This window comes from Lacisediminihabitans profunda, assembly GCF_008040105.1.
GTDB lineage: Bacteria > Actinomycetota > Actinomycetes > Actinomycetales > Microbacteriaceae > Lacisediminihabitans > Lacisediminihabitans profunda.
Genome location: NZ_VRMG01000008.1, coordinates 454,591 through 479,320, shown reverse-complemented (window position 1 = coordinate 479,320; position 24,730 = coordinate 454,591). Strand labels below are relative to the sequence as shown.

The following is a 24,730-nucleotide window of genomic DNA, read 5'->3' as shown; positions in this document are numbered from 1 at the left end:
ATTGCTCACGGCATCACTTCGGTGATAGCTTCGCGCTTGAGCGGGATCACCTCAGTTACCCGACCCTCAGCGCGCGAGGATGCCCGTCATGCAGCGATTCCTGATTCGATTCCGCGGCGTCTTCGCTGCTCTCGCCATTTTATGCGTCATCGGTTCGTCGGTTGCTGGCCCGGGGGCCTGGAAAGCGGCCGCCATTATTGAGCCCGGGACCCACTCCCTTTCGGGTCATGTGTCATTGGGAAACACGGATCGGGCAGCGGGAGCTGGCGAAGTCACCGTCACGGCGACGGAGTATCCGGTCGGATCGTACACTCCCATATCGGTCACCACCGATGCCAATGGCGACTACGTCTTCCCCGCGCTGGTTCGGTGGTCATTCGTAGTCTCCTTCCATGACACCGTGTCCACCGAGTTCACCGACCTCTATTGGCGAAATACGCTACCCAATACCTCGTACGGGACCTTCGACTTGGTGGATCTCCAGACCTCCGATGCTGTCGGCATCAGCGTCACGCTGCCCAGCCCGGCCGCCCTAACTGGAACGGTCTCCCTGGGCACGACGGACACGAAAGCGGCAGCAGGGGAAGCCTCGGTGACGTATCAGCGATACACAATCTCGGACTCCAGTCCTGAGTCGTCGCCCATCCTGGTGACGGCCAACGGAGCGTTCTCTTTTCCGTCCATGCCGCCCGGCATGTATCGCCTCTTTGCCAAATACCTCGGCACCGGAGGGTTCCAGGACCAGGTCTTCGCGACCACCTTCGTCTTCATGGGCAGCACAAACCAGGCGCAGCCATCGATTGTGCTGAGGCCGACGTTTGTGATAGACGGACATGTCCACATAGGGAGCGTCACTTCTCCCGCCGGGGCGGGAGAAGTGACCGTCTCGCTCGATCAATACGCCCGCGACCGATCCACGTGGGACACGGTAAAGACGACGACGACCGATGCGGCCGGTGGGTATTCCTTCCAGGGGCTCAGCGACCAGATGTATCGCCTCGAGTTCACCGCGTCCAGCGGGCACGGGCTAATCCCATTTACCGACTATTTCGCCGGCCAGCTCTCGTGGACCACGGCGTCGTTGCTAGACCACGACGTCACGCTCGATCCCGCCCACTCGCTCAGCGGGCATGTTGCTCTTGGCGCTGCCGGCGTGCCAGCCGCCGCGGGATCCGTGGAGGTGTCCTATTGGCCTATTGGGCCAATGCCGTTCCCGCGTTCGGTAATGGTGGATGCTCAAGGCGATTTCACAACTCCGGAGACGCGCCTGGGGACTTACGCCCTGCACTTCAGCTATGTCGGGACCGGCAACTTCGTCAATCAGTACTGGCCTCAGGACCTCACCCAGACACCCACCTCGTTCGTCACCGTGGGCTCGCACGACCTCACCGGTCTGAACATCACGCTGCCAGCAGGCAACGGCATCGCCGGTAGGGTCACTCACAATGGCTCCGCCGTCGCCAATGCGATGGTGTATGCGGATCAGGTCAACGCCGCCCGGGCCGTGATTTCGGAGAGGTCGACCCTGACGGATGACACGGGCGCGTACAAGTTCCAGCAGCTTTCGGTCGGCGATTACGAGGTCACGTTCGTCGCCCCCGTGGCCACCTACGCAAACCAGGGATGGTTCGACGTGCCTGCCTACTACCATCCCGATCTCGTCAATCTCGGTCCCAGCACAGCAGTGACCGGCATAGACGCCGATCTGCACACGGCGGGCGTTGTCACCGGCACCGTCACGGGAGCCGGGCTTTCGGCCACGGACTTCTCGACGGGCCTTATCACGGTGACGCCCTGGGTCTTCGACTCTGATTCAAACGCCTGGGTCGACACCGGGGACGATTTTCCCGTGCTGTCGGATCGCACCTATCGAGTGGATGGGCTCGCGGCCGATACGTACAAGTTGAACTTCAACTATGCCGGTCCGTTGTCCCGAAGCATCCTGACGCCAGAAATCGTTGTGACGGAGGGAGCCGTGATCACGAGGAACGCCGTGCTCCCCAATCCTTACTCCCTCGCTCACGACTTCACCGGGGACGGGATCCCGGATGTTCTGGCGACGACTCCCCGGGGTGCGCTCTATGTCTATCCGGGAAACGGGAGCGGTTCCTGGAAGGCGCCGTCGTTGATCGGTTCCGGGTGGAATGGCATGACCTCCCTTGTGCCGGTCGGAGACTTCGATGGTGACGGGTTCCCCGATATTCTCGGTCGCACGAGCGGCGGAGCCCTTTACCTGTATTCCGGCGACGGAAACAAGGGGTGGCTGAGTGCTCGGTTGGTGGGTTCCGGTTGGAATGGCATGAGCGCGATCCTGTCGGCCGGAGACTTCAACGGCGACGGCAACCAGGACGTCCTCGGACGGACGGTGGCCGGCGCACTCTACCTCTATGCGGGAGATGGGCATGGCGGCTGGAGCTCGACATCGCTGGTCGGCAATGGCTGGCAGGGGATGACCGCAATCCTGTCACCCGGCGACTTCGATGGAGATGGCCATTCCGACGTCATCGCCAGGGCGGCCAACGGCAACCTGTATCTCTACCCCGGCGACGGTCATGGGGGCTGGGGCGCGACCAAGCTGATCGGTTCCGGCTGGAACGGCATGTCGGCGATCCTCTCGGTCGGCGACTTCGATGGAGACGGCACCGCCGACGTGCTCGGCCGGACTGTTGCCGGGGCGCTGTACCTCTATCGGGGAGACGGCCACGGCGGCTGGGGCGCGGTCTCGCAGATCGGTTCCGGCTGGGCGGGATTCGCAACGATCAGTTGACGCCCGACCGGAAGCCCGCGGATGCGGCATGCATCTCGGATGCGGCATGCTCTCGGATTGGCTGACGCTTAGCGCGGAACCTTGAGCCAGGACATCCCGCGCAGTTCGAGGCACACGCTGTCCGGTTCCTCCACAATCACCATGAGCACGTCGTCACACTGGCTGCAGCGCACGACGTAGCCGGTGGGGTCGGGGTAGACCCGCGCGCGAGCGAGTTCGGAGACGTCGCCGCAGCCCAGACAGCGCCCGGTGGCCAGGGTGAGATCGGCGGAGAAGAGTTCGGAGAGCGGACCGGCAAGGGCGTTGCCGTCGACGGGTTCGGGCATCAGGCGCCTCCGAATCGTTCGGTCTTCACTCGGTGCGGGTCGTGGCCGAGCGCGACGAGGGCGTTCGCGACCGTCTCCACGAAGCCGGTCGGCCCGCAGACGAAGACCGCCGGGGAGATCGAGGGCGGGAAGGCGGATGCCGCCAGGTCATCCGGCGTGATGCGCCCGGCCGCCCGCGGCAAGCCCGCCGGCGTGCCGCGGGTGTACAGCCAGGTGACGTCGAGCCCCGGGGTCGGCGTTTCGAGCTCCGAGCGGAAGAACGCGTCGCCGGGGCTGCGCAGCGAGTAGAGCAGGCGGAACGGCGCCGCGCTCGCCGAGTCGGCGTGCGAGCGGATCATGGCCATGAGCGGCACGATTCCCGAGCCCCCGCCGATGAGCTGCACAGGTTCGGTCTGAGCCGGTGTCCAGACGAACCAGCCGCCGAGCGGGCCGCGCAGCTCGACCTGGTCGCCCACCGCGAGGTCGTCGACGAGGTAGGGCGACACCTCACCGTCGGGAAAGCGGTCCACGGCGAGCTCGACCCGGTCCGTTTCGCCGGCCGAGGCGATCGAATAGGACCGCACGGCCTGGTAGCCGTCGGGCGCGGTGAGGCGCACGTCGGCGTGCTGCCCGGCGAGGTTGCCTCCCCAGCCCGGAACATCGAGCACGATGCTGCGCCCGGTGGGCGTCTGGGGGGCGGTCGAGACGACCACTCCGACGTGCCAGAGACCGACCCGGTGCGGCGGCGCATCCCGGGTCTCACGTTCTGTTATCACCAGCCGGTCACCAATAGCGCTGCTCGAGCCACGGGTCACCGTACAGGTGGTAGCCGTTCTGCTCCCAGAAGCCCGGCTCGTCGTCGCTCTGCATGACCAGGCCGCGGATCCACTTGGCGCTCTTCCAGAAGTAAAGGTGCGGGATGAGGAGTCGAGCCGGGCCGCCGTGTTCGGCCTCGAGGGGCTCGCCGTCGAATTCGAACGCGATCCACGCCTTGCCGTCGAGCAGGTCCTCGAGCGGCACGTTCGTCGTGTAACCGCCGTAGGAGTGCGCCATCACGTAGTCGTTGCTCGTCTCCACCTCGGCGAAGAGAGTGTCGAGCGAGACGCCGCGCCAGGAGGTGCCGAGCTTGGACCAGCGAGTGACGCAGTGGATGTGGGTGCCGACCTCTTCGATCGGGAGCGCCTGCAGTTGCTCCCAGTCCCACTTGTGCACGGCGCCGGACTCGGTGCGGATGCTGAATTCCCACTCCGCCGTGTCGACGTCGGGGGTCGGCCCGGCGGACAGCACCGGGAAGTCCTCGGTGAGGTACTGGCCAGGGGGGAGGGCCGGGTTGTGCTCCCGGCTGCGGCCGGAAAAACCGCGAGAGATGATGCCCATTCGATGCTCCTTCGGTTGTGCCCAGCCTACTGAACCTGCCCCCGGTGTCGGCAACTCGTGACGGCTCGAGTCTCACACGTCGATGCGGTAACCCCGCTTGATCACCGTCGCGACGAGACCGGATGCCGGGAGCGCCTGGCGCAGCCGGCTGATCGCCACGTCGACGGCGTGGTCGTCCTGCATCTCGGGCAGCGCCGCCGTGAGCGCGGCCCGCGACACCACGGCGCCGGGGGAGGCGAGCAGGATGCGCAGAATCGTCAGCGAGGTGGGCGCGAGGGTGGCCCGGCTTCCGGCGACGCTCACGATGCGCCCCCGCAACTCGATCGCCCCGTGGGCCGACTGGACGCGCACGATCCGCTGCTCCTCGAGGTATTCGCAGACCAGCCGGATCAGCGCGCCCATGCGATAGCGCTCGGGAGCGATCGGGGTGATGCCACCGGCGATGAGCGGTGCGGCCGTGACCGGTCCGACCGCGGCAGCGACGACCGTGCTGGACAGGGCATCCTGCAGCTGCTGGAGCCGGCCGATGCCGTCCGCGGCGCCGAACAGCGCCTCGACGGCCGGCGCGCTCGTGAAGGTGACGGCGTCGACGGAGCCGGTGCAGATCGCGTCCACCAGCTTGAGCACCCGGCTCGAATCGTCGGGCAGCAGCCAGCGGTACGGCGCGACGGTGAGAACCGTGACGCCGGCCGCGCGCAGGCGTTCGAGTTGGGGCTGGTCGGTGAAGCCGTGCAGTTGCACCGCGACGGTCTTGCCCTCCGCTCCCTCGCGCAGAACGAAGTCGACCAGGGACTGGGTGGTCTCCTTGTCGCTCATGCCGGCGTCGTCGAGGCCCGCGGCCCGCACGGCGCCTCGCGCCTTCGGCCCGCGCACGAGGATGCGGGAATCGGCGAGCGTCTCGATGAGGTCGTGGCCGAGGCCAGCGGCATCCGCTGCCTCGAACCAGCGGCGGATGCCGTAGGAGGTGGTGGCCAGCAGGATGTCGGGGCGCGCCTCGATGATGGCGTGCGTGTCGCGGGTGAGCTTGGAGTCGTCCGCGGTCGCCGAGATGCGGATGGCCGGGGCGTGAAGGACCTCGGCGCCGCGGCGCTCGAAGGCGGCGATGAGGTCTTCCGATCGCCGGTCCGAGGTCACGCCGATGCGGAACCCCTCGAGTTGGTCGGCACGGAACCCGGGGAGGGTGGTGTCGATGCCGGTATCGGTCAGGGTGTCTCCGTCGTGGGGCGCCGGCGGGCGCGGGGCAGAAGGGGGAGCGGCTACCGTGCCAGGCGCGCCGCGTGATCCAGCAGCTCGACAGCCGCGACATCGGCGTCGTGCGCCAATCGTACGACCTCGCCGATCACGATGACAGCGGGGGAGCGGATGCCGGCCTGCGCCGAACTGTCGACCACCGTGCCGATCGACGCGACGGTGGTGCGCTGGCTGTCCGTGAAGGCTCGCTCGATGATCGCCACCGGCATCGCGGCATCCATGCCGTGTCTGGCGAGCCCGGCCGACAGCTGCGGGAGGGTGCCGATGCCCATCAGCACGACGATCGTGCCGCCGAGACCCACGAGGTGGGCGAGCTGTTCGTCGGTGAACGGGGCGTGGCCCGAGACGACGGTGAACATGCGACTCAGCTCGCGGTGGGTCACCGGGATGCCCGCGATTGCCGGCGCGGCGATGGCGCTCGAGACTCCCGAGATGACGCTGACCGGCACGCCGGCCACCCGGCAGGCGAGCACCTCCTCCCCGCCTCGCCCGAACACGAAGGGATCTCCGCCCTTGAGTCGCACGACGGTCTGGCCGGCGAGGGCGCTGGCCACGATCATCCGCTCGATCTCGGCCTGGGGCACGGCGTGGTGGCCCGGGAGTTTTCCGACGTCGACGAACTCGGCACCGGGCGCCCAGTCGGCGAGCCGGTCGTGCGGCCCGAGGCGGTCGAAATAGACGATGTCCGCGTCACGCAGCGCGCGCAGGGCGGCGACGGTCATGAGGCCCTCGTCCCCCGGCCCGCCGCCGACGAGGGTGACGTGCCCGACCGGGCCCGTCGCCGCGGCGCGCTCGCGGGTGAGCCAGAGGCGCAACTCGGTTGCCAGCGCCGCGATCGTGGTGTCGATGGCCGGTGTCGCGCCGACGAGCACGACGAGGTCCATCGTGCTGAGGAGCCCGCGCCAGCCGTCGGCCGAGCGCGGCCATTCCACCGCCTTGGCGGCGGAGGGAGCCGGCGACTCCGTCACGAGGTGCACCGCCGCCCCGGCCGCCCGGTAGCGGGCGATCGATCGCCGGGCGGCGTGAGCGCCGCCGATGACGAGGACGCTGCGGTGAGTGAGGTCGAGAGTGAGGTCCACGGTCAGCGTCCTTCGGTCTGGGAAGTGGCGGTCTGGGCGATGGCGGTCTGGGCGATGGCGGCCTGCCCGGCCGCCGCCGCACCCGGCCGGAGGGGAATGCTGAGACCGAGCGGAACCGCGGTGTCCCGTTCGTCGGCGCGGGCGGGGCGAGGTTGGCCGCGCTCGGTCACCTGCACCACGGCGGGGTCCGGGGTGGTCGGGGCGTTGACGAAGGAGCGGAAACGGCGCAGTCGCTCCGGATCCCTGAGGGTCGCGGCCCATTCGTCCTCGTAGTTGCCGACGTGGGCGGCCATCGCCGCCTCGAGCTCGTCGGCGATGCCGAGGCTGTCGTCGCACACGACAGCGCGCACGTGGTCCAGCCCGCCCTCGAGCTCCTCCTGCCAGCGTGCGGTGCGCTGCAGCCGGTCGGCGGTGCGGATGTAGTACATGAGGTAACGGTCGATGTAGCGGATCAGCGTCTCGTCGTCCAGGTCCTGGGCGAGGAGCTGGGCGTGGGCGGGCTGGTAGCCGCCGTTTCCGCCGACGTAGAGATTCCAGCCCAGCTCGGAGGCGATGATGCCGATGTCCTTGCCGCGGGCCTCTGCGCACTCGCGCGCGCAGCCGGAGACGCCGAGCTTGAACTTGTGCGGCGAGCGGAGGCCGCGATAGCGCAGCTCGAGCTGGATGGCCATGGCAACGGCATCCTGCACGCCGTAGCGGCACCAGGTCGACCCGACGCAGGACTTCACCGTGCGCAGGCTCTTGCCGTAGGCCTGCCCGGATTCGAAACCGGCGTCGACGAGCACCTTCCAGATGTCGGGCAGCTGCTCCAGTCGCGCCCCGAACAGGTCGATGCGCTGGCCGCCGGTGATCTTCGTGTAGAGGTTGAAGTCGGCGGCGACCTCGGCGATCACCTTGAGTTTCTGCGGTGTGATCTCGCCGCCGGGGATGCGGGGGACCACCGAGTATGTGCCGTCCTTCTGCATGTTCGCGAGCGCGCGGTCGTTGGTGTCCTGGAGGGCCCCGCGCCCCGAGTCCAGGATGTACCCGGAGGTCTGGGTGGCGAGGATGGACGCGATCACCGGTTTGCAGATGTCGCAGCCGAGGCCGCGCCCGAAGCGCTCCATGATCGCGTCGAAGGAGGCGAGTTGGAGGATGCGCACCGACTCGAAGAGTTCGCTGCGGCTGAGCTCGATGTGCTCGCAGAGCGCCCGGGAGACCTCGACGCCCGCCTTGGTCAGCTCGGTCTCGAGGATCTTTTTGACGAGGGGCACGCACGAACCGCACTGCGTTCCGGCGCGGGTGCAGGCCTTGAGCGCGCCAAGTTCGGTGCAGGCCTCGTCGTGGTCGCCCCGCACCGCCGAGCGGACGGCGCCGACGGAGACGTTGTTGCACGAACAGAGCTGCACGTCGTCTGGCAGCTCGCCGCCGGCCGGGGGCTCGGCGCCCGCCGCGGAGAGGTAGGCGCCCGGTTCGGCGGGGAGCTCGCGGCCGAGCAACGGGCGCAGGGAGGTGTAGGGCGCGGCATCGCCGACGAAGATGCCGCCGAGCAGGGTCTTGGCATCGCCGGTCACCACGATCTTCTGGTAGAGGCCCCGCGCAGGATCGGCGTAGACCACCTCGAGCGAGTGCTCGGTGACGGCGAGGGCGTCGCCGAAGCTCGCGACCTCGACCCCGGAGAGCTTGAGCTTGGTGGCGTCGTCGATGCCCGGGAAGAGGGCCTCGCCGCCGTGGATGCGGTCGGCCGCCACCTCGGCCATGGCGTTGGCCGGCGCGACCAGACCGACGCACAATCCCCCGACGGCGGCCACCTCGCCGATGGCCCAGATGCCCGGATGCGAGCTTGAGCAGTCGTCGCCGATCGCGATGCCGCCGCGCGGCCCGATGTCGAGCCCGGCGTCCCTGGCGAGTTCGTCGCGCGGGGTGATGCCGATCGAGAACACGACGAGGTCCGCGTTGAGCTGGCGACCGTCGGCGAGCGCGACACCCAGCACCCGGCCGGAGGGGGAGCAGAGGATCTCGCTCGGCCGGGTGCCGAGGGCGAGGGCGATGCCCTGGGCCTCGATCAGGCGACCGAGCGCCTGGCCGGCGCCCTCGTCGAGCTGCGCCGACATCAGCCAGCGGCCCGAGTGGACGATGGTGGAGTTGCCGCCGAGGCGCTGCAGACCACCGGCGGCCTCGAGTCCCAGCAGCCCGCCGCCCACGACGACGACGTTCGCCGGTCGCCTCAGGGCGACCCGAAGCCTGGCGACCTCGGCGACGAGGAAGTCGACGTCTTCGATCGTGCGATAGACGTAGCCCTTTTCGGCGCCCGGAATGGGTGGCACGGAGGCGGACGATCCGGTCGCGAAGACGAGCTCGTCCCAGGACAGTCGCTCGCCGCCCTCGATGGTGACGGTCCTCGCGGCCGGGTCGATCGCGGTCGCACGCCGGGCTGGTCGGTAGCGGATGCCCGGGGCGTCCCACAGGGTGCGGTCGCCCAGCGTGAGGTCTTCCGAGTCGACGAGGCGGCGGGACAACGCGACGCGGTCGTACGGCAGGTGCGGTTCTTCGCCGAGGACGGTGACGACGAACCCGGGGTTCGCGGCGGAACGCGCCGCCATCGCCTCGGTGAACCGGTGCGCGGCGGGGCCGCCACCGATCACCACGACGTGGCGAGTGGTTGCGTCGGCCTCGGCCATGGCAGCACCTTTCGAGTGGGAGTGGCCCCAGCGTATGAGCCGGGCGTTTCCTCGCCGTTGCGCCCGCGTAACGATGTGTGACATCGACCTCACTCCGCGCGCCGAGTGGTGTGAGGTCTTTTTTACGCGATCGTCACGGCTTTCGCCTGCCCTCGAAATCCGGCCCTCGTACCGTCAACCCATGACGAACGATGACTGGGTGCCGCTCTGCTCGCTCGACGACCTCGAACCGCTCTGGGGCGAGGCCGCGCTCGTCGGCGGCCGCCAGGTGGCGCTGTTCCTGCTGCCGGACGGCAGCCTGCACGCCGTGAGCAACCGGTGCCCGGCCACCGGCTCCTACGTGATGTCGCGCGGCATCGTCGGGTCGAAGGGTGCCCGCAGCACGATCGCGTCGCCACTGCACAAGCAGGTCTACGACCTCGCGACCGGCGAGTGCCTGAGCTCGCCCGACTACCTCCTGCCCACCTATCCCGTGCGGGTGGAGGCCGGAATCGTGCAGGTCGCGCTGGCCGAGGCCGCGTGAGCGCACCCGTGCTCCTGGCCGCCTCGCACGGCACGAGCGACCCGGCCGGGCAGGCCGCGGTCGCGGCCCTCGTGCGCGCGGTGGCGGATGCCCGCCCCGACACCGCCGTGCGCGGCAGCTTCGTCGACGTGCAGCAGCCGAGTGTGCCGAGCACCCTCGATGCGCTCGCCGTCGGCGTGCCGGCCGTGGTGGTCCCCCTTCTCCTCTCGGCGGGTTACCACGTGCACGTCGACCTGGCGGATGCCGCCCGCGAGGCCCTGCCGAGACGGGTGACGGTCACCGGCGCGCTCGGTCCGGACGCCCGGATCACCCGAGTGCTCGCCGACCGCCTGTACGAGGCTGGACTGTCCGACGGCGACCGGATCGTGCTCGCCGCGGCGGGGTCGAGCAACGCGGATGCCGTGGCCGACTGCCACACGGTGGGGCGTGAGCTGTCGGTCCTGCTCGGCCGCCCGGTGACGGTGGCCTTCATTTCGGCCGCCCAGCCCCGGCTCTCCTGCGCGGTCGCGGGCGCCAGGATCTCCGCGCGCGGCGCGCGCGTCATCGTGGCGACGTACCTGCTCGCGCCGGGGTATTTCGCGGGTCTCGCGCGCACCGCCGGGGCCGACCTGGTGACGGCACCGCTTCTGGCCGCCGGGGAGGCACCCCCGGACGGTCTCGTCGAGACGGTCATCGATCTCTACGAACGGGCGGCGGGAGGGAGTCTCTCGGTGCTTTGTGACGAGCAGGTTACGGCGGCCTAACACCGGCCGGTCTCGCCGGTGACGACACGGTGACCGAACGGTAACCGCACCGGCGGTCTCCCCGAAACACGGCCTCGCTAGCGTCGAAATCACTCACCGTCCGAAGTGTCCCCTCTCCCCAAGGAGCGATCGATGACCACGACCACCGCTGCAACTCCGCCCACAGCGATCACCGGCCAGACCGGGGCATCCGCCCTCGTCCACCGGCCAGGGCGCTGGATCGACAACTGGAACCCCGAGAACACCGAACAGTGGAACGCGGTGGGCAAGGCGATCGCCGCCCGCAACCTCCGCTGGTCGATCTTCGCCGAGTTTCTCGGCTTCATCGTCTGGCAGCTCTGGAGCATCGTCGTCGTGCAGCTGCCCGCCGCCGGATTCACCTTCGACACCGGGCAGATCTTCTGGCTCATCTCCATCCCGAGCCTCGTCGGCGCCACGCTCCGCTTCCCGTACACCTTCATGGTGCCGAGGTTCGGCGGCCGCAACTGGACGATGATCTCGGCGGCCCTGCTGCTCATCCCCGCGATCGCCCTCGGCATCGCGGTGGGCAACCCGTCGACTCCGTTCCCCGTCATGCTGCTCATCGCCGCGCTCGGCGGCTTCGGCGGAGGCAACTTCGCCAGCTCGATGTCGAACATCACGTTCTTCTACCCCCAGCGGGAGAAGGGCTACGCGCTCGGCCTCAACGCGGCCGGCGGCAACCTGGGAGTCTCGGTCGCCCAGATCGTGGTTCCGCTCGCCATCACCCTCGGCGCGGTCGGCACGCTGAACCTGCCGCTCGCCGGTTGGATCTGGATCCCGTTCATCCTGCTCGCCATCTTTGGCGCATACAGGTACATGGACAACCTGTCGAACGCCAGGTCGGACTTCGCCGCCTCCCTCGCGGCCGTGCGGGAACCTCACCTCTGGATCCTCGCCCTGCTCTACATCGGAACGTTCGGCTCCTTCATCGGCTTCGCGAGCGTGTTCCCCAAGCTCATCGCCGACCAGTTTCCGGCATACTCCGCCCTGCACGTGGGCGCCGCCGCCATCTCTCTCGCCTTCCTCGGCGCGCTTGTCGGCTCGCTCTCGCGTCCCTTCGGCGGCAAGCTCGCCGACCGCTTCGGCGGGGCGATCGTCACGGTCGCCGCCTTCGGCGTGATGGCGCTCGGCGCGCTCGCCGTGGTGTGGGTGCTCCCGGTGGGCAACTTCTGGGCCTTCCTCGCGGCGTTCCTGGTGATCTTCGTCGCCACCGGCGTGGGCAACGGTTCCACCTACCGCATGATCCCGAGCGTCTTCGCTGCCCGCAGCGGGGTGCGGGACGCCCACCGCAACTCCGGCAGTGTCGACACCCAGCGCAAGACGGCGGCAGCCCTCGGCATCATCTCGGCCGTGGGAGCCTACGGCGGGTTCATCATCCCGCAGGTTCTCGGGCTGTCGAAGACCTCCACGGGGGACTACTCCGGCGCGATCTTCGGCTTCGTCGCGGCCTACCTCGTGCTCATGTCCATCACGGCGTTCTTCTACCTGCGTCGCGGCTCGTCGGTCGCCGGCCAGCGCGTCTGACCCCCGCCGAGAGAGAGCCACCACCATGAGCATCGCCCCGGCCGAGACCGCCACCGCGTCGCACTGCCCGTACTGCGCCCTGCAGTGCGCGATGACGCTCACGGACTCGGCCGGGGCCATCTCGGTGGGGGCTCGCGACTTTCCCACCAACCGGGGTGGACTCTGCAAGAAGGGCTGGACATCCGCCGAGCTGCTCTCCTCGCCCGACCGCATCGTCGAACCGATGCTGAGGCAGCCGGACGGCGGATTCGCCGCAGCGTCGTGGGAGGACGCCCTCGACCTCGTCGCCGACCGCCTCTCCGCCCTGCGCGCCGAGCACGGTGCAGACTCGGTCGGGGTGTTCGGCGGTGGCGGTCTCACCAACGAGAAGGCGTACCAGCTCGGCAAGTTCACCCGTGTCGCCCTGGGCTCGTCGAGGATCGACTACAACGGCCGGTTCTGCATGTCCTCCGCTGCGGCGGCCGGCAACCGCGCGTTCGGCCTCGACCGAGGCCTGCCCTTCCGGCTGGAGGACCTCGGCGCGGCGGAGACGATCCTCCTGCTCGGCAGCAACGTCGCCCAGACCATGCCGCCCTTCGTCGCCCACCTCGAGGGGGCGCGTGCCGCCGGCGGCCTCATCGTGGTGGACCCGCGGAGATCCGCGACCGCGAGGCTCACCGAGGACGGGGCCGGGATGCACGTCCAGCCCGCACCGGGCACCGACCTCGCGCTGCTGCTCGGGCTCACCCATCTCGTGATCGCGGAGAGGCTCGCCGACCGCGAGTACCTGGCCGCGCGCACCACCGGATTCGAGGCCCTGCGCCGCAGCGTGGGCGAGTGGTGGCCGGAGCGCACGCAGGAGCACACGGGGGTTCCGGTGTGGCAGCTGCGCGAGATCGCCCGCCGGCTCGCCGCCGGTCGCGGCACCTACATCCTCACCGGCCGGGGCGTCGAACAGCACGAGGACGGCACGGCCACGGCCACCGCCGCCATCAACCTGAGCCTCGCGCTCGGGCTCGTCGGCACCGCCCATTCCGGTTACGGCACCCTCACCGGCCAGGGCAACGGCCAGGGCGGCCGCGAGCACGGCCAGAAGTGCGACCAGCTGCCCGGCTACCGCAAGATCACCGACGGGGCGGCGCGCGAGCACGTCGCCGCGGTCTGGGGCGTCGACCCGCAGTCGCTGCCGGGGCCGGGGGTTCCCGCGGTCGAGCTGCTCTCGTCCATGGGGCGGGCGGGCGGCATCCGTTGCCTGCTCGTGCACGGGTCGAACGTGGTCGTCTCCGCCCCCAATGCCTCCCGGGTGCGGGAGGGACTCGCCGCGCTCGACTTCCTCGTGGTCTGCGACTTCTTCTTCTCCGAGACCGCGCAATTCGCGGATGTCGTGCTTCCGGTCACCCAGTGGGCCGAGGAGGAGGGCACCATGACCTCCCTCGAGGGCCGCGTCATCCGCCGTCGCCGCGCGATCGACCCGCCGCCCGGGGTCCGCAGCGAACTATGGATCTTGCGGGAACTGGCGAGGCGACTGGGTTCGCCGTCCACGTTCAGCGACGATCCGGCCGTCGTCTTCGACGAGCTGTGCCGCGCGTCGGAGGGGGGAACCGCCGACTACTCGGGTCTCAGCCATGAGCTTCTCGACTCCGGGGTTGCCGCCTACTGGCCGTATCCCACGGGGTCGGCCGGCACTCCACGACTATTCCTCGATCGCTTCGCGCACGCCGACGGGCTCGCCAGGATCGTCGCGGTTCGATCGCGCTCATCGGCGCCGCCGGAATCGGGCACCCTCACGCTCGTGACCGGACGGCTGCTCGAGCACTACCAGTCCGGCGCGCAGACCAGGCGGGTGCCGGAGCTCGCCGCCGCGCAGCCCGTCGCCAGGGTGCAGCTGCACCCGGCGACCGCCGACCGGCTCGCGATCACCGATGGCGCGGAGGTGGAACTGGCGAACGCCCGCGGCTCCGTGCGCTGCGTCGCCGAGCTGACGCCGGACATCCGACCGGACACCGTGTTCCTGCCCTTCCATTTCGCCGGCGACGAGTGCGCCAACCTGCTCACGAGCGACGCGACCGACCCCGTCTCGGGGATGCCGGAATTCAAGAGGACCATCGTCACGGTTCGCGCCGTGCAGAGGGAGTTGTCGAATGCCTGAGCGCGTGGTGCTGGTGGGGTACGGCCCGGTCGGCGCGCGCTTCGTGGAGGAGCTGCTGCCCGCCGTGCGCGCGGGCGCGATCGAACTCACCGTCGTCGGGGCGGAGAGTTCCGAGGCGTACAACCGGGTGCTCGTCGCCGAGTACGCGGTCGGCCACACCGACCGCGAGTCGCTGGAGATCACCGACCCGCAGGAGGCGCGCGACGCCGGGGTGCGAATCCTCACCGGGACGAGTGTCACGGCGATCAACCGCACGCGACAGACGGTGACCCTCGGCGCGGGCGACCAGCTGCCGTACGACCGGCTGGTGCTGGCCACCGGCGCCCGCGCGAACATCCCGACTCTCGACGGGGTCACCCGGCTTCGCCGCGACCGCACCAGGCCCGGCGTCGACCCGGAGACCCTCGATTCAGCCGACGCCCCGCTGCCCGGCGGGGTCACCGCCCTCCGGGACCTCGCGGACGCCGAGACCGTGCTGGCCGCCGTGCGGGGTGGGCAGCGGATCGTCGTGCTCGGGGCGGGGGTGCTCGGCATGGAGATCGCCCTGGCCGCGGCCCGGGCCGGGGCCGAGACCTGCGTCGTCTACCACGGCGAGACCCCGATGGCTCGGAGTCTCGACCGTGGAGCGGGCGCCACCCTCGCGCGGAGCGCCCGCCGGGCCGGCGTCGCCATGATCGATCACTCGAGGGCGGAGGGCATCCTGTTCCGCACGGCCGAAGACGGAACGCGGCGTTTCGACGCCCTCCTCTGCGCGGATGGAAAGCAGATCGGCGGCGACCTGCTGCTGCTCTCCTGCGGCGTCGGCGCCCGCACCGAACTCGCCGCCCTCGCCGGACTCGACGTGTCCGCCGGCATCCTCGTCGACGACACCCTGCAGAGCTGGGCCGATCCGCGGGTCTTCGCGATCGGCGACTGCGCCCACGTGGTCTCCCGACCCCAGGAGGGTGCGGCGGTCGGAACGCCGAGCGGGGCGCCGTCCGGGTTGATCGGTCCGGGCTGGCGGCAGGCCGACTGGCTCGCCGCAAGGCTCAGCGGCGAGGCGGCGGCGCCGCTCGCCGAACGGGCCGCCTCCGTCGTGATGCTCAAGGCCGAGGGGGTGGATGTCGCGGCCGCCGGCGACGTTCGACGCGAGCCGTGGGACACCTACACCGAGCTCGGCGGGCGGGCCCACGCCGACGGCTGCGCGACTCCGAGCGTGGCCCAGTGGGCGGACCCCGAGCACGGGCGCTACGTGAAGATGGTGACGCTGGCCGGAATCCTCACCGGGTTCGTCTGCGTGGGGATGCCGCGCACCGCCGCCGAGCTCACCCTGCTCTTCGAACGGGGAGGCGAGCTGCCGGCCGACCGCTCGGTGCTGCTGAGGTTCGACGGTCCTGACTACGTTCCGGCGAGCGGGGCGGACGCCTTCGCCCTCGACGCGACGGTCTGCTGGTGCAACGGGGTGAGCGTCGGGGCCATTGCGGGCGCGGCGGAGGAGGGCAACACGACGGTGGCCTGCATCGGCTCGGCCACCCGCGCCGGCACCGGCTGCGGCGGCTGCAAGGGCAGAATCGGGGAGGTGCTGGAGCGCTTCGCGCCGGTGGAATGAGCCGGCGAGATGTCAACGCCGCACTGAACGCCTAGGGTGAAAGCATGACGCGACTCGAACTCGGCATCCCGGGCATTCGGCGCGACCCCGCGCGCCTGCCGCCCACCCTCGGGCGCCCTGATGTTCCCGGCCTGATCGACACCTTCGGCCGCGTCGCCCGCGACCTGCGCATCTCCATCACCGAGAAGTGTTCGCTGCGCTGCACGTACTGCATGCCGGAGCAGGGCCTCCCGGCGATCGCCCGCGAAGACCTCCTCAGCGCCTCCGAGATCGCCCGCCTCGTCGGCATCGCGGTGCGCGACCTGGGCGTGCACGACATCCGCTTCACCGGCGGCGAACCGTTGATGCGCGCGGACCTGGTGGAGATCATCCGGTTGTCGTCCGCCGTCGCCGGCGACGCCTCCATCTCGATGACGACCAACGGCATCGGGCTCGATCATCGCGTGCGCGAGCTCGTCGCCGCCGGCCTCACCAGACTGAACATCTCCCTCGACACCGTGGACCGCGACCACTTCGCCAGGCTCACCCGGCGCGACCGCCTCCCCGCGGTGTTCGCGGGCATCCAGGCGGCCAAGGAGGCCGGCGTCACCCCGCTCAAGATCAACGCGGTGCTCATGCGGGACACCCTCGCCGGCGCAGCCGACCTGCTCGACTGGTCGCTCGCCAACGGGGTGCGCCTGCGCTTCATCGAGCAGATGCCGCTCGATGCCGACGAGGCCTGGGCCCGAGACAACATGGTGGATGCCGCGGAACTCCTGGACGTGCTCGGGGCGAGGTTCTCCCTCAGCCAGCCGCACCGGGAGGACCCATCGGCTCCCGCCGAGGAGTGGATCGTCGACGGGTATTCACTGAACGGCGGTCCGGCCACCGTGGGCATCATCGCCTCCGTCACCCGCTCGTTCTGCGAGGCCTGCGACCGCACCCGCGTCACCGCGGAGGGCACCGTTCGATCCTGCCTCTTCGGCGATGACGAGACGGACCTGCGCGGGCTGCTCCGCGACGGGTCGAGCGACGAGACGATCGCCGACTGGTGGCGTGCCGCCATGTGGGGCAAGCAGGCCGGGCATGGCATCAACGCGGCGGACTTCATCCGGCCCCTGCGCAGCATGGGGGCCATCGGTGGCTGACGACGTGCGCGTGCGCTACTTCGCGGCGGCCGCGGAGGCAGCGGGGCGCGAGGAGGAGACCCTCGGCGCCGTGCCGACGGTGGGGGAGTTGCGCGCGGTGTTGCTCGCGCGCTACGGCGATGCCATGGCGCGGGTGCTCGCGTCCGGATCGTTTCTCGTCGATGGCGTGGTGAGCCGCGACGACTCCCGCGCCCTGGGCAGTCGGGTGGACGTGCTGCCCCCCTTCGCCGGCGGCTGAACGGTCCGTCCGGCCCCTTTCCCTTCCCTTCCTCTCCGCCGCCACCCCTTCCGCTCGCCGCCCCCGCCGCCGCCCGCGCCTCCGCTGCCCCTTCCGAAATCCATGCAATCCTGGGCAACACGCCGCTCAATTTGGCAGACGGCAGCGTGTCGCGGAGAAATGCATGGATTTCGGAAGGGCGCGAGGTCTCTAAGCCGGGCGTTCGATATCCGCGTGCCGTGAAGGCGCCTGGCGCGAAGGCGCCTGGCGCGCGCGGCGTGGCTGTGCACAACTCCTGCAGTTTGCTCGAGCGAGCAACTCGATGCCCGGAACGGCGGATAGCGGAGCAAGCCCAGGTGTGAATTTGCCGGAGTTATGCACGCGTCGCGGCGGCCAGCCCCGTCACCGCAGCCCGCACCACCCCTTCCGAAATCCATGCAATCCGAGGCAACACGCCGCTCAACTTCGCACCCGGCAGCGTGTCGCGGAGAAATGCATGGATTTCGGAAGCGAAAGAGGGAAGAAGGGAAGGGAAGGGAAGGGGACGGGAGAAGGGGAGGGACGGGCGGGGCTAGAGGCCCACCCATTCCGTGGCGCCGTCGGCGAGGTGCTGGCGCTTCCAGATGGGCACCGTCGCCTTGATCAGCTCCACGAGCCGCTCGCAGGCCGCGAAGGCCTCGCCGCGGTGCGGGGCGGCGACCGCGGCGACGAGCGCGACGTCGCCGATGGCGAGGTGCCCCACCCGGTGGGCGGCCGCGACGGGAAGGCCCGTCTCCGCCGAGACGGTGCGGCAGCAGTCCTCGAGGAAGCGCGCGGCATCCGGATGCGCCTGGTATTCGAGCGAGGAGACCGAGAGCCCGTGGTCGTGGTCGCGCACGACGCCGCGGAAGGTCACCAGCGCTCCGTTCGCGTCGGAGAGAACGGAGTTCTCGATCGCGGCCGCGTCGAGCGGCTCGGCCGAGATGAGCGCGACTGTCTCAGCCATGCTGCCCACCGCCGGCGATCTGCGCCACCAGGTGGTCGAGCAGCCCGTCGAGCACGGAGAGTCCGTCGCGCACGCCCCCGGGTGAGCCGGGAAGATTGACGATGACCGTGCCGTTGGAGGTGCCGGCGAGCCCGCGGCTGAGGGCCGCCGTCGGCGTGATGGCGAGGCCGGCGGCACGGATGGCCTCGGCGACTCCCGGCAGCTCCCGGTCGAGAAGCGCGCTGGTGGCCTCCGGCGTCTGGTCGGTGGGGCTCGCCCCCGTGCCGCCGGTGGTGATGATCACGGCGGGGGCGGTGGCGAGCACCCGCGAGAGTTCGGCGGCGACGTCCGCGTCGGCGACCACGGTCACGGCGTCGACCGCGTAGCCGTGCGCCCCAAGCCAGGCGCCGATCACCGGCCCGGTCGTGTCTTCGCGGGTTCCGGCGGCGCCGCCGGTCGACGCCACGACCACCGCTGCCGTGCCCGGCCGGAGAGGAACGGCGCCGCGGAGGGCCACCGCGGATCCGTCGCGCGTCCAGTGTCCGCGTTTTCCGCCCGTCTTGTCTTCGAGCCGCACGTCGCTGAGCACGGCCGCCGGGTCGACGGCCTTCACCATGTCGTGCAGCGTGAGGCCCGCGATCGCCACGGCGGTGAGCGCCTCCATCTCGACCCCGGTCTGCCCGGTGGTCTTCGCCGTGGCCGTGATCAGGATGGCGTCGGAGGCGAACTCGAAGTCCACCGTCACCGAGGAGAGCGGCACCTGGTGGCACAGTGGGATGAGTTCGCTGGTCTTCTTCGCCCCGGAGATGCCGGCGATGCGCGCCGTCGCCAGCACGTCCGCCTTGGGCAGGTCGTCCGCCCGCACGAGCGCGACGACATCCGGGCGCACGATGAGTCGGCCCGTGGACGTCGCGGTGCGCGCGGTCACCGCCTTCGCCCCGACGTCCACCATGCGGGCGCGCCCGTCGGAGTCGAGGTGGCTGAGTGAGCTCACAGCGTCCAGGTTTCGACGGGGTCGCCGTCGCCCAGCTGCGTCGTATCGGCCGGAACGTCGATGAGCACGTCGGATGCGGCGAGCCCGGCAACGAGGTGCGAGCCAGGCCCGGCGACGACCTCGACGCGGTCGCCGTCGACCACCCGACCGCGCAGGAACTGCCGCTTGCCCTCCACCGAGCTCACGTCCCCGACGAGGGTGAGCGTGCGCTTCTGCGCGGGCGGCAAAAGGGAGGCCTCGCGCAGGAGGGGGGCGATGAAGACCTCGAACGAGATCTGGGTGCTCACCGGGTTGCCGGGGAAGCCGATCACCGGGATGCCGGCGATGTCCGCCGTGGCCTGTGGTCCCCCCGGCTGCATGGCGATCTCGCCGACGGTGCCGCGCAGGAAGCCGAGAAGTTCGCGCACCACCTCGTACTCGCCCTTGGAGATTCCGCCCGAGGTGATGATGATGTCGGAGGTGCTCGCGGCATCCTGCAGGGCGGCGAGCAGCGCGTCGACGTCGTCGCCGACGCGCGTCGCGATGGTCACCTCGGCTCCCACCACCCGGAGCGCGGCGGAGAGGGCGACGAGGTTGGAGTCGTAGATCTCGCCCAGCTCGACCTCGCGGCCCGGGCGAACCAGTTCGGCACCCGTGGTGACGACGGCGACGCGGGGACGGACGACCACGTCGACGCTGGAGAGTCCGGCCGCGGCGAGGGCGGCGAGGTGTCGTGGGGCGAGGCGGATGCCGGCCGGCAGCAGTTCGTCGCCCTCGCGGAGGTCGCTTCCGCGTTCGCGCACGTACTCGCCGGCGTCGCGGGAGTGGGCGACGGTGACCGAGTCGCCCTCGCCCTCGGTGTCTTCGAGGGGCACCACGGCATCCGCGCCCTCCGGCACGACCGCTCCGGTCATGATCCGCACGACGGTCCCCGGTTCGAGGGCGCCCGGCGTGGTGGCGCGGGCGGCGATCTCGCCGACCACCGGCAGGGTCACCGGCACCGTCGCAACATCCGAGGCCAGCACGGCGAAGCCGTCCATCTGGGCGTTGCGGAAGAGGGGGAGGTCGACGGGGGAGAGCACGACCCCGGCCGTGATCCGGTCGAGGGCATCCGCGAGAAGCACGGTCTCGGTGCCGCGCTTGGCGAGGGCAGGCTCGAGAAGGGCGCGCACAAGTTCCGCGTGTTCGTCGACCGTTGTTGCGAGCAGTTCTTGCGTGTTCATGATCAGTACCGTCTCATATCCGGGTCGATTAGTCGCGACCATGCATCGATTCCGCCGTCGAGGTGGCGCGCGGTGGTGAAGCCATTGTTCTTCAGGGTCTCGAGCGCTCGGGCGGATCGGGCACCGAGGTGACAGTAGATTACGACGGATTCGGCCGAGCGTAGGTCGCGGATCGCGCTCTCGAGGGATCCGAGGGGAATGAGGAGCGATCCGGGCAGGCTCGCGATGTCGGCCTCCCACTGCTCGCGCACGTCGAGCAGGGTGATGGCCGCCCCCGCCTCGAGCTCGCTCGCGAGTTCGGCGACCGTGATGGTGTCCGGTGTCGGCGCCGTGCCGCAAAACAGCTCGTAGTCGATGAGGGCGTCGATGGGTGTGCCGTTCGGATCCCGGCCGTAGGCCAGCTCCCGGAACCCGCCGGTGAGGGCGTCGAACGTGGTCACCCGGCCGATCAGGGGGGTGCCGATTCCGGTGATGATCTTGATCGCCTCGGTGGCCATGATCGACCCGACCACCGAGCACACGGTGGGCAGCACGCCGCCGGCCTCGCAGGAGAGAACGGATCCGGGCGGCGGAGGGCTGGGAAAGAGGTCGCGGTACTGCGGACCCTTCTCGGCCCAGGCGACCCCGGCCTGGCCGGCGTACTGGGAGACGGCACCCCAGACGAGGGGGATGCCGGTGATGGCCGCGGCGTCGTTGGCGAGATACCTCGTGGCGAAGTTGTCGCTGCCGTCGATCACGAGGTCGACATCGGCGAAGAGCGCGAGGGCGTTCGCGGCCGTGAGGCGCACCTCGTGCACGCCGACGGCGACGGAGGGATCGATGCCGGCGACCGCGTCGGCCGCGGAGCGCGCCTTGGGGCATCCGACATCCGCGAGGCCATGGATGTGCTGGCGGTGCAGGTTGCTGAGTTCGACGGTGTCGTCGTCGACGATCACGATCGTGCCGACTCCGGCCGCGGCGAGGGCGGGGATCACCGAGCTGCCGAGGCCCCCGGCACCGATCACCAGAACGCGGGCGGCGCGCAGGCGTTCCTGCGACGTTCGGCCGAACCCGGGGAGGGCGATCTGCCGGGCGTAGCGCGTCGCCGAGGTTTCCACGAGCGATTCCTGCATACCCCCGATTCTGTCAGGTGGTGGGAGATGCCGATGAAAATGCGCAAAAGCGGAGATAAGCTACCTACTGTGTCTCAAATACGGATAAAAGACGCCGCGCAGTTTCTCGCGGTGAGCGACGACACCGTGCGCCGATGGATCGACGCCGGCACCCTCGCCAGCGGCAAGGACGACTCCGGGCGCACCGTGGTCGACGGACTCTCCCTCGCCACCCTGGCGCGGGAGAACGCGGTGCTCGCCGCAGACACCTCCGGAATCGGGCGCTCCGCGCGCAACCGCTTCGTGGGCCTGGTGACCAAGGTGACCATGGACACCGTGATGGCGCAGGTCGAGATCCAGTGCGGACCGCACCGCGTCGTCTCCCTCCTCAGCAGCGAGGCGGTGCGCGAACTCGGGCTCGAGCCGGGAAGCGTCGCCATCGCGGTGGTCAAGGCGACCAGCGTGATCGTGGAGACCCCGACGGTGATGGCCTGACATGGGCCGTCGCCTCCACACAGTCGTCGCGGTGGCCGTGGCTGCCGCACTCGTCCTCGGAGGCTCGGCGTGCACCGCCCCCGCCGTCACCGGCACCAGCACCAACACGTCCCCGCCGCTCAGCGGATCCATCACCGTCTTCGCGGCGGCCTCGCTCACGGGCACCTTCACCGAACTCGCAAAGCGCTTCGAGGCGAAGCACCCGGGAACGACGGTGAACCTGAGCTTCGCCGGTTCCTCCGAGCTGGTCACCCAGCTCACCGCCGGTGCCCCGGCCGACGTCTTCGCCTCGGCCGACGCCAGGAACATGGCCAGGCTCACGGCGGCGGGCCTCGTCGACGGAGAACCCGTCGACTTCGCCACGAACACGCTGGAAATCGTGGTGCCCCCGGCGAACCCCGCCTCGATCGCGACCCTCGCCGATCTGGCCAGGCCCGGGGTCAAGACCGTGATCTGCCAGGCGAAGGTGCCGTGCGGATCGGCGACCGTCGCCGTCGAGAAGGCCGCGGGCGTGACGATCACACCGGTGAGTGAGGAGCTCTCGGTCACCGACGTTCTCGGGAAGGTCACGTCGGGCGAGGCGGATGCCGGCCTCGTCTACGTCACCGACGTCAAGGGCGCCGGGGCGAGGGTGAAGGGGATTCCTTTCTCCGAGTCCGGGACGGCCGTGAATACCTACCCGATCGCCGCGCTCACGGCCAGCGCGAGGCCGGCGGTGTCTGCGGCCTTCGTGCGGTTCGTGGTCGGCGCGATCGGGCGGTCGGTGCTCGCGGCGGCCGGCTTTGGCGCGCCCTAGCGGTACCGGGCGGCTCGGCCGCCCGGGGTTCGACACGATCCCACGCTGGGTGGTGGCGGTCGCGGCGGTCGGCGCGCTCTTCGTGCTCCTGCCCCTGGCCGCGATGGCCACCCGGGTGGACTGGGCGAACTTCCTCGCCCTGGTGACCTCCGAGTCATCCGTCGCGGCGCTGCTGCTGAGCCTGCGCACCTCGGTCGCGGCGACGGCGCTCTGCGTGGTGCTCGGCGTTCCGATGGCGCTCGTGCTCGCCCGCACGACCTTTTGGGGGCAGCGACTCGTGCGCACCCTGGTTCTGCTTCCCCTCGTGCTGCCGCCCGTGATCGGCGGCATCGCCCTTCTCGCCGCGTTCGGCAGGCAGGGGCTGCTCGGACACACCCTGGAGCTGCTCGGCATCCGGATCGCCTTCTCCACGACCGCCGTCGTGCTCGCCCAGACCTTCGTGGCCCTGCCCTTCCTCGTGCTGAGCCTCGAGGGGGCGCTGCGCGTCGCCGGCACCCGCTACGAGGCCGTGGCGGCCACCCTGGGGGCGCGGCCGACCACGGTGCTGCGCCGCATCACCCTGCCGCTCGTGTTGCCGGCCCTGCTCTCCGGCGCCGTGCTCTCCTTCGCTCGGGCCCTCGGCGAGTTCGGGGCGACCCTCACCTTCGCCGGGAGCCTGCAGGGAGTGACCCGAACCCTGCCGCTCGAGATCTACCTGCAGCGGGAGACCGATCCGAACGCCGCCGTCGCGCTCTCCCTCGTGCTGCTCGTCGTGTCGGTCGCGGTTGTGGCGCTGACCCTGCGCACCGTGCCCGGGCCGGCGGGTGCGCCGTGACCCTCGCCTTCAGCGCCAGCCTCGCGGCCCGCGGATTCGACGTGACGCTCGACGTGGCGCGGGGCGAGACGGTGGCGATCCTCGGTCCGAACGGCGCGGGCAAGTCGACGGCGCTCGAGATCATCGCCGGGCTGCTGCGTCCGGACTCCGGTCACGCCGAGTGGGACGGCACCGCGCTCTTCCGCCTGGACGGCGGGCCGCGAGGGGCGTGGCTGCCGCCGCACCGCCGCGGGGTCTCGCTCCTCGCCCAGGACGCTCTCCTCTTCCCCCACCTGTCGGCGCTCGACAACGTCGCGTTCGGCCCGAGGAGCGCCGGGGTAGGCACGGATGCCGCGAGGGCCACGGCCAGAACCTGGCTCGCCGAGGTGGAGGCCTCCGATCTCGCCGCGGTGCGCCCGGGCAGGCTCTCCGGCGGGCAGGCCCAGCGCGTGGCCATCGCCCGGGCGCTCGCCGCCGACCCGAACCTGCTGCTGCTCGACGAGCCGCTTGCCGCCCTGGACGCCGCCGTCGCGCCGACGATCCGGCGCATGCTGCGCCGGGTGCTGGAGGGTCGCACCGCGATCGTGGTGACCCACGAGGTGCTCGACGCCCTCACCCTCGCCGACCGCGTGGTGGTGATGAACCGCGGGGTGGTGGTCGAGACGGGCCAGACTCGCGAGGTGCTCGAACGCCCGCGTCATCCGTTCACCGCCGAGCTCGCCGGGCTGAACCTCGTTCTCGGCACCCGAACCGCCGGGGGGATGGCCGCCGACTGGGGCGAACTGGTCGCCCCGGCGGCCTCGATCGTCCGGGGCGCCGCGGTCGCTGCGGCCATCCGGCCCTCGGCGATCGAGGTGTCGCTCGAGCCCCTTCCCGGCCGGGACAACAGCGTTCCGGTGACCGTCATCGACCTCGAGCCCCGGGGCGACTCGATCCGGGTGCGCGCCGATTCTCTCTCCGCCGACGTGTCGCCCGGACGCGCGGCCGCCCTCGATCTCGCCCCGGGTGACCGGGTGTTTTTCGGCTTCGACGGCGAAGACGTGAGCCTCTATGGCTCGGAGAGGCCCTCGACCCTTCGGTAGTCT

Annotated in this window: 22 protein-coding genes; 12 read left to right on the top strand and 10 right to left on the bottom strand. The window is 70.4% G+C overall.

Features of this window, described 5'->3' with window-relative positions:
- The first annotated feature begins 88 nt into the window (after window positions 1-88).
- A complete protein-coding gene (locus tag FVP33_RS13195) occupies window positions 89-2,767 on the top strand; it encodes an FG-GAP-like repeat-containing protein (RefSeq protein WP_187270708.1) in 2,679 nt (892 codons plus the stop codon).
- Window positions 2,768-2,835: 68 nt separating this feature from the next.
- On the opposite strand, the gene FVP33_RS13190 is transcribed toward FVP33_RS13195, so the two are convergent.
- The 6 genes from FVP33_RS13190 to nirB form a co-directional block, all read right to left on the bottom strand.
- Window positions 2,836-3,093, bottom strand: coding sequence for a DUF6510 family protein (locus tag FVP33_RS13190; protein ID WP_147784113.1), 258 nt, complete (start codon window positions 3,091-3,093; stop codon window positions 2,836-2,838).
- The gene (locus FVP33_RS13185; protein WP_246142326.1) at window positions 3,093-3,848 is read right to left on the bottom strand and encodes a ferredoxin reductase; all 756 of its coding nucleotides are present in this window, start codon (window positions 3,846-3,848) and stop codon (window positions 3,093-3,095) included. Before FVP33_RS13185 ends, FVP33_RS13190 begins: the two co-directional genes overlap by 1 nt.
- Before the next feature lie 7 nt (window positions 3,849-3,855).
- Complete coding sequence (locus FVP33_RS13180) at window positions 3,856-4,449, bottom strand: sulfite oxidase-like oxidoreductase (protein ID WP_147784112.1); 594 nt, start codon at window positions 4,447-4,449, stop codon at window positions 3,856-3,858.
- A 72-nt stretch (window positions 4,450-4,521) separates the two neighbouring features.
- Complete coding sequence (locus tag FVP33_RS13175; protein ID WP_425460951.1) at window positions 4,522-5,655, bottom strand: uroporphyrinogen-III synthase; 1,134 nt, start codon at window positions 5,653-5,655, stop codon at window positions 4,522-4,524.
- A gap of 50 nt (window positions 5,656-5,705) precedes the next feature.
- Window positions 5,706-6,779, bottom strand: a complete 1,074-nt coding sequence (cobA, locus tag FVP33_RS13170) for a uroporphyrinogen-III C-methyltransferase (RefSeq protein WP_147784110.1) — start codon at window positions 6,777-6,779, stop codon at window positions 5,706-5,708.
- A 2-nt stretch (window positions 6,780-6,781) separates the two neighbouring features.
- Window positions 6,782-9,439: a nitrite reductase large subunit NirB gene (nirB, locus tag FVP33_RS13165; RefSeq protein ID WP_147784109.1), complete on the bottom strand. Its 2,658-nt coding sequence runs from the start codon at window positions 9,437-9,439 to the stop codon at window positions 6,782-6,784.
- A 181-nt stretch (window positions 9,440-9,620) separates the two neighbouring features.
- Here nirB and nirD point away from each other — a divergent pair, with 181 nt between their 5' ends.
- The 7 genes from nirD to FVP33_RS13130 all read left to right on the top strand — a co-directional run bounded on the left by nirD (window position 9,621) and on the right by FVP33_RS13130 (window position 17,331).
- Entirely contained in the window at window positions 9,621-9,962 is a 342-nt protein-coding gene (gene nirD, locus FVP33_RS13160; protein ID WP_147784108.1) for a nitrite reductase small subunit NirD, read from the top strand.
- Window positions 9,959-10,705, top strand: coding sequence for a sirohydrochlorin chelatase (locus FVP33_RS13155; RefSeq protein WP_147784107.1), 747 nt, complete (start codon window positions 9,959-9,961; stop codon window positions 10,703-10,705). Before nirD ends, FVP33_RS13155 begins: the two co-directional genes overlap by 4 nt.
- Before the next feature lie 132 nt (window positions 10,706-10,837).
- Window positions 10,838-12,250 (top strand): MFS transporter, encoded by a 1,413-nt coding sequence (locus FVP33_RS13150; RefSeq protein WP_147784106.1) that lies wholly within the window; start codon window positions 10,838-10,840, stop codon window positions 12,248-12,250.
- A 25-nt stretch (window positions 12,251-12,275) separates the two neighbouring features.
- The gene (locus FVP33_RS13145; RefSeq protein WP_147784105.1) at window positions 12,276-14,378 is read left to right on the top strand and encodes a molybdopterin oxidoreductase family protein; all 2,103 of its coding nucleotides are present in this window, start codon (window positions 12,276-12,278) and stop codon (window positions 14,376-14,378) included.
- Window positions 14,371-15,966: an FAD-dependent oxidoreductase gene (locus tag FVP33_RS13140; RefSeq protein WP_147784104.1), complete on the top strand. Its 1,596-nt coding sequence runs from the start codon at window positions 14,371-14,373 to the stop codon at window positions 15,964-15,966. The genes FVP33_RS13145 and FVP33_RS13140 overlap by 8 nt, the downstream gene beginning before the upstream one ends.
- Before the next feature lie 44 nt (window positions 15,967-16,010).
- Window positions 16,011-17,093, top strand: a complete 1,083-nt coding sequence (moaA, locus tag FVP33_RS13135; protein WP_147784103.1) for a GTP 3',8-cyclase MoaA — start codon at window positions 16,011-16,013, stop codon at window positions 17,091-17,093.
- On the top strand, window positions 17,086-17,331 hold the full coding sequence (locus tag FVP33_RS13130) for a MoaD/ThiS family protein (RefSeq protein WP_246142324.1): 246 nt from the start codon (window positions 17,086-17,088) through the stop codon (window positions 17,329-17,331). Before moaA ends, FVP33_RS13130 begins: the two co-directional genes overlap by 8 nt.
- A gap of 550 nt (window positions 17,332-17,881) precedes the next feature.
- Here the strand turns inward: FVP33_RS13130 and FVP33_RS13125 are convergent.
- From FVP33_RS13125 to FVP33_RS13110, 4 genes are read right to left on the bottom strand one after another with little or no spacing between them, the layout of a single operon-like run.
- On the bottom strand, window positions 17,882-18,295 hold the full coding sequence (locus FVP33_RS13125; protein WP_147784101.1) for a molybdenum cofactor biosynthesis protein MoaE: 414 nt from the start codon (window positions 18,293-18,295) through the stop codon (window positions 17,882-17,884).
- Entirely contained in the window at window positions 18,288-19,268 is a 981-nt protein-coding gene (gene moaCB / locus FVP33_RS13120) for a bifunctional molybdenum cofactor biosynthesis protein MoaC/MoaB (RefSeq protein ID WP_147784100.1), read from the bottom strand. The genes FVP33_RS13125 and moaCB overlap by 8 nt, the downstream gene beginning before the upstream one ends.
- Entirely contained in the window at window positions 19,265-20,470 is a 1,206-nt protein-coding gene (locus FVP33_RS13115; protein WP_147784099.1) for a molybdopterin molybdotransferase MoeA, read from the bottom strand. Before FVP33_RS13115 ends, moaCB begins: the two co-directional genes overlap by 4 nt.
- A 2-nt stretch (window positions 20,471-20,472) precedes the next feature.
- Window positions 20,473-21,582: a ThiF family adenylyltransferase gene (locus tag FVP33_RS13110; protein ID WP_147784098.1), complete on the bottom strand. Its 1,110-nt coding sequence runs from the start codon at window positions 21,580-21,582 to the stop codon at window positions 20,473-20,475.
- Between the two features lie 69 nt (window positions 21,583-21,651).
- Here FVP33_RS13110 and FVP33_RS13105 point away from each other — a divergent pair, with 69 nt between their 5' ends.
- The 4 genes from FVP33_RS13105 to FVP33_RS13090 are packed head-to-tail and all read left to right on the top strand — an operon-like array spanning window position 21,652 to window position 24,727.
- Window positions 21,652-22,056 carry a TOBE domain-containing protein gene (locus tag FVP33_RS13105; protein ID WP_147784097.1) on the top strand — a complete coding sequence of 135 codons (405 nt, stop codon included), beginning with the start codon at window positions 21,652-21,654 and terminating at the stop codon, window positions 22,054-22,056.
- Between the two features lies 1 nt (window position 22,057).
- Window positions 22,058-22,852, top strand: a complete 795-nt coding sequence (modA, locus tag FVP33_RS13100; protein WP_147784096.1) for a molybdate ABC transporter substrate-binding protein — start codon at window positions 22,058-22,060, stop codon at window positions 22,850-22,852.
- Entirely contained in the window at window positions 22,839-23,666 is an 828-nt protein-coding gene (locus FVP33_RS13095; protein ID WP_187270707.1) for an ABC transporter permease, read from the top strand. The genes modA and FVP33_RS13095 overlap by 14 nt, the downstream gene beginning before the upstream one ends.
- The gene (locus FVP33_RS13090) at window positions 23,663-24,727 is read left to right on the top strand and encodes a sulfate/molybdate ABC transporter ATP-binding protein (protein ID WP_147784095.1); all 1,065 of its coding nucleotides are present in this window, start codon (window positions 23,663-23,665) and stop codon (window positions 24,725-24,727) included. Before FVP33_RS13095 ends, FVP33_RS13090 begins: the two co-directional genes overlap by 4 nt.
- The last annotated feature ends 3 nt before the right edge of the window (window positions 24,728-24,730 follow it).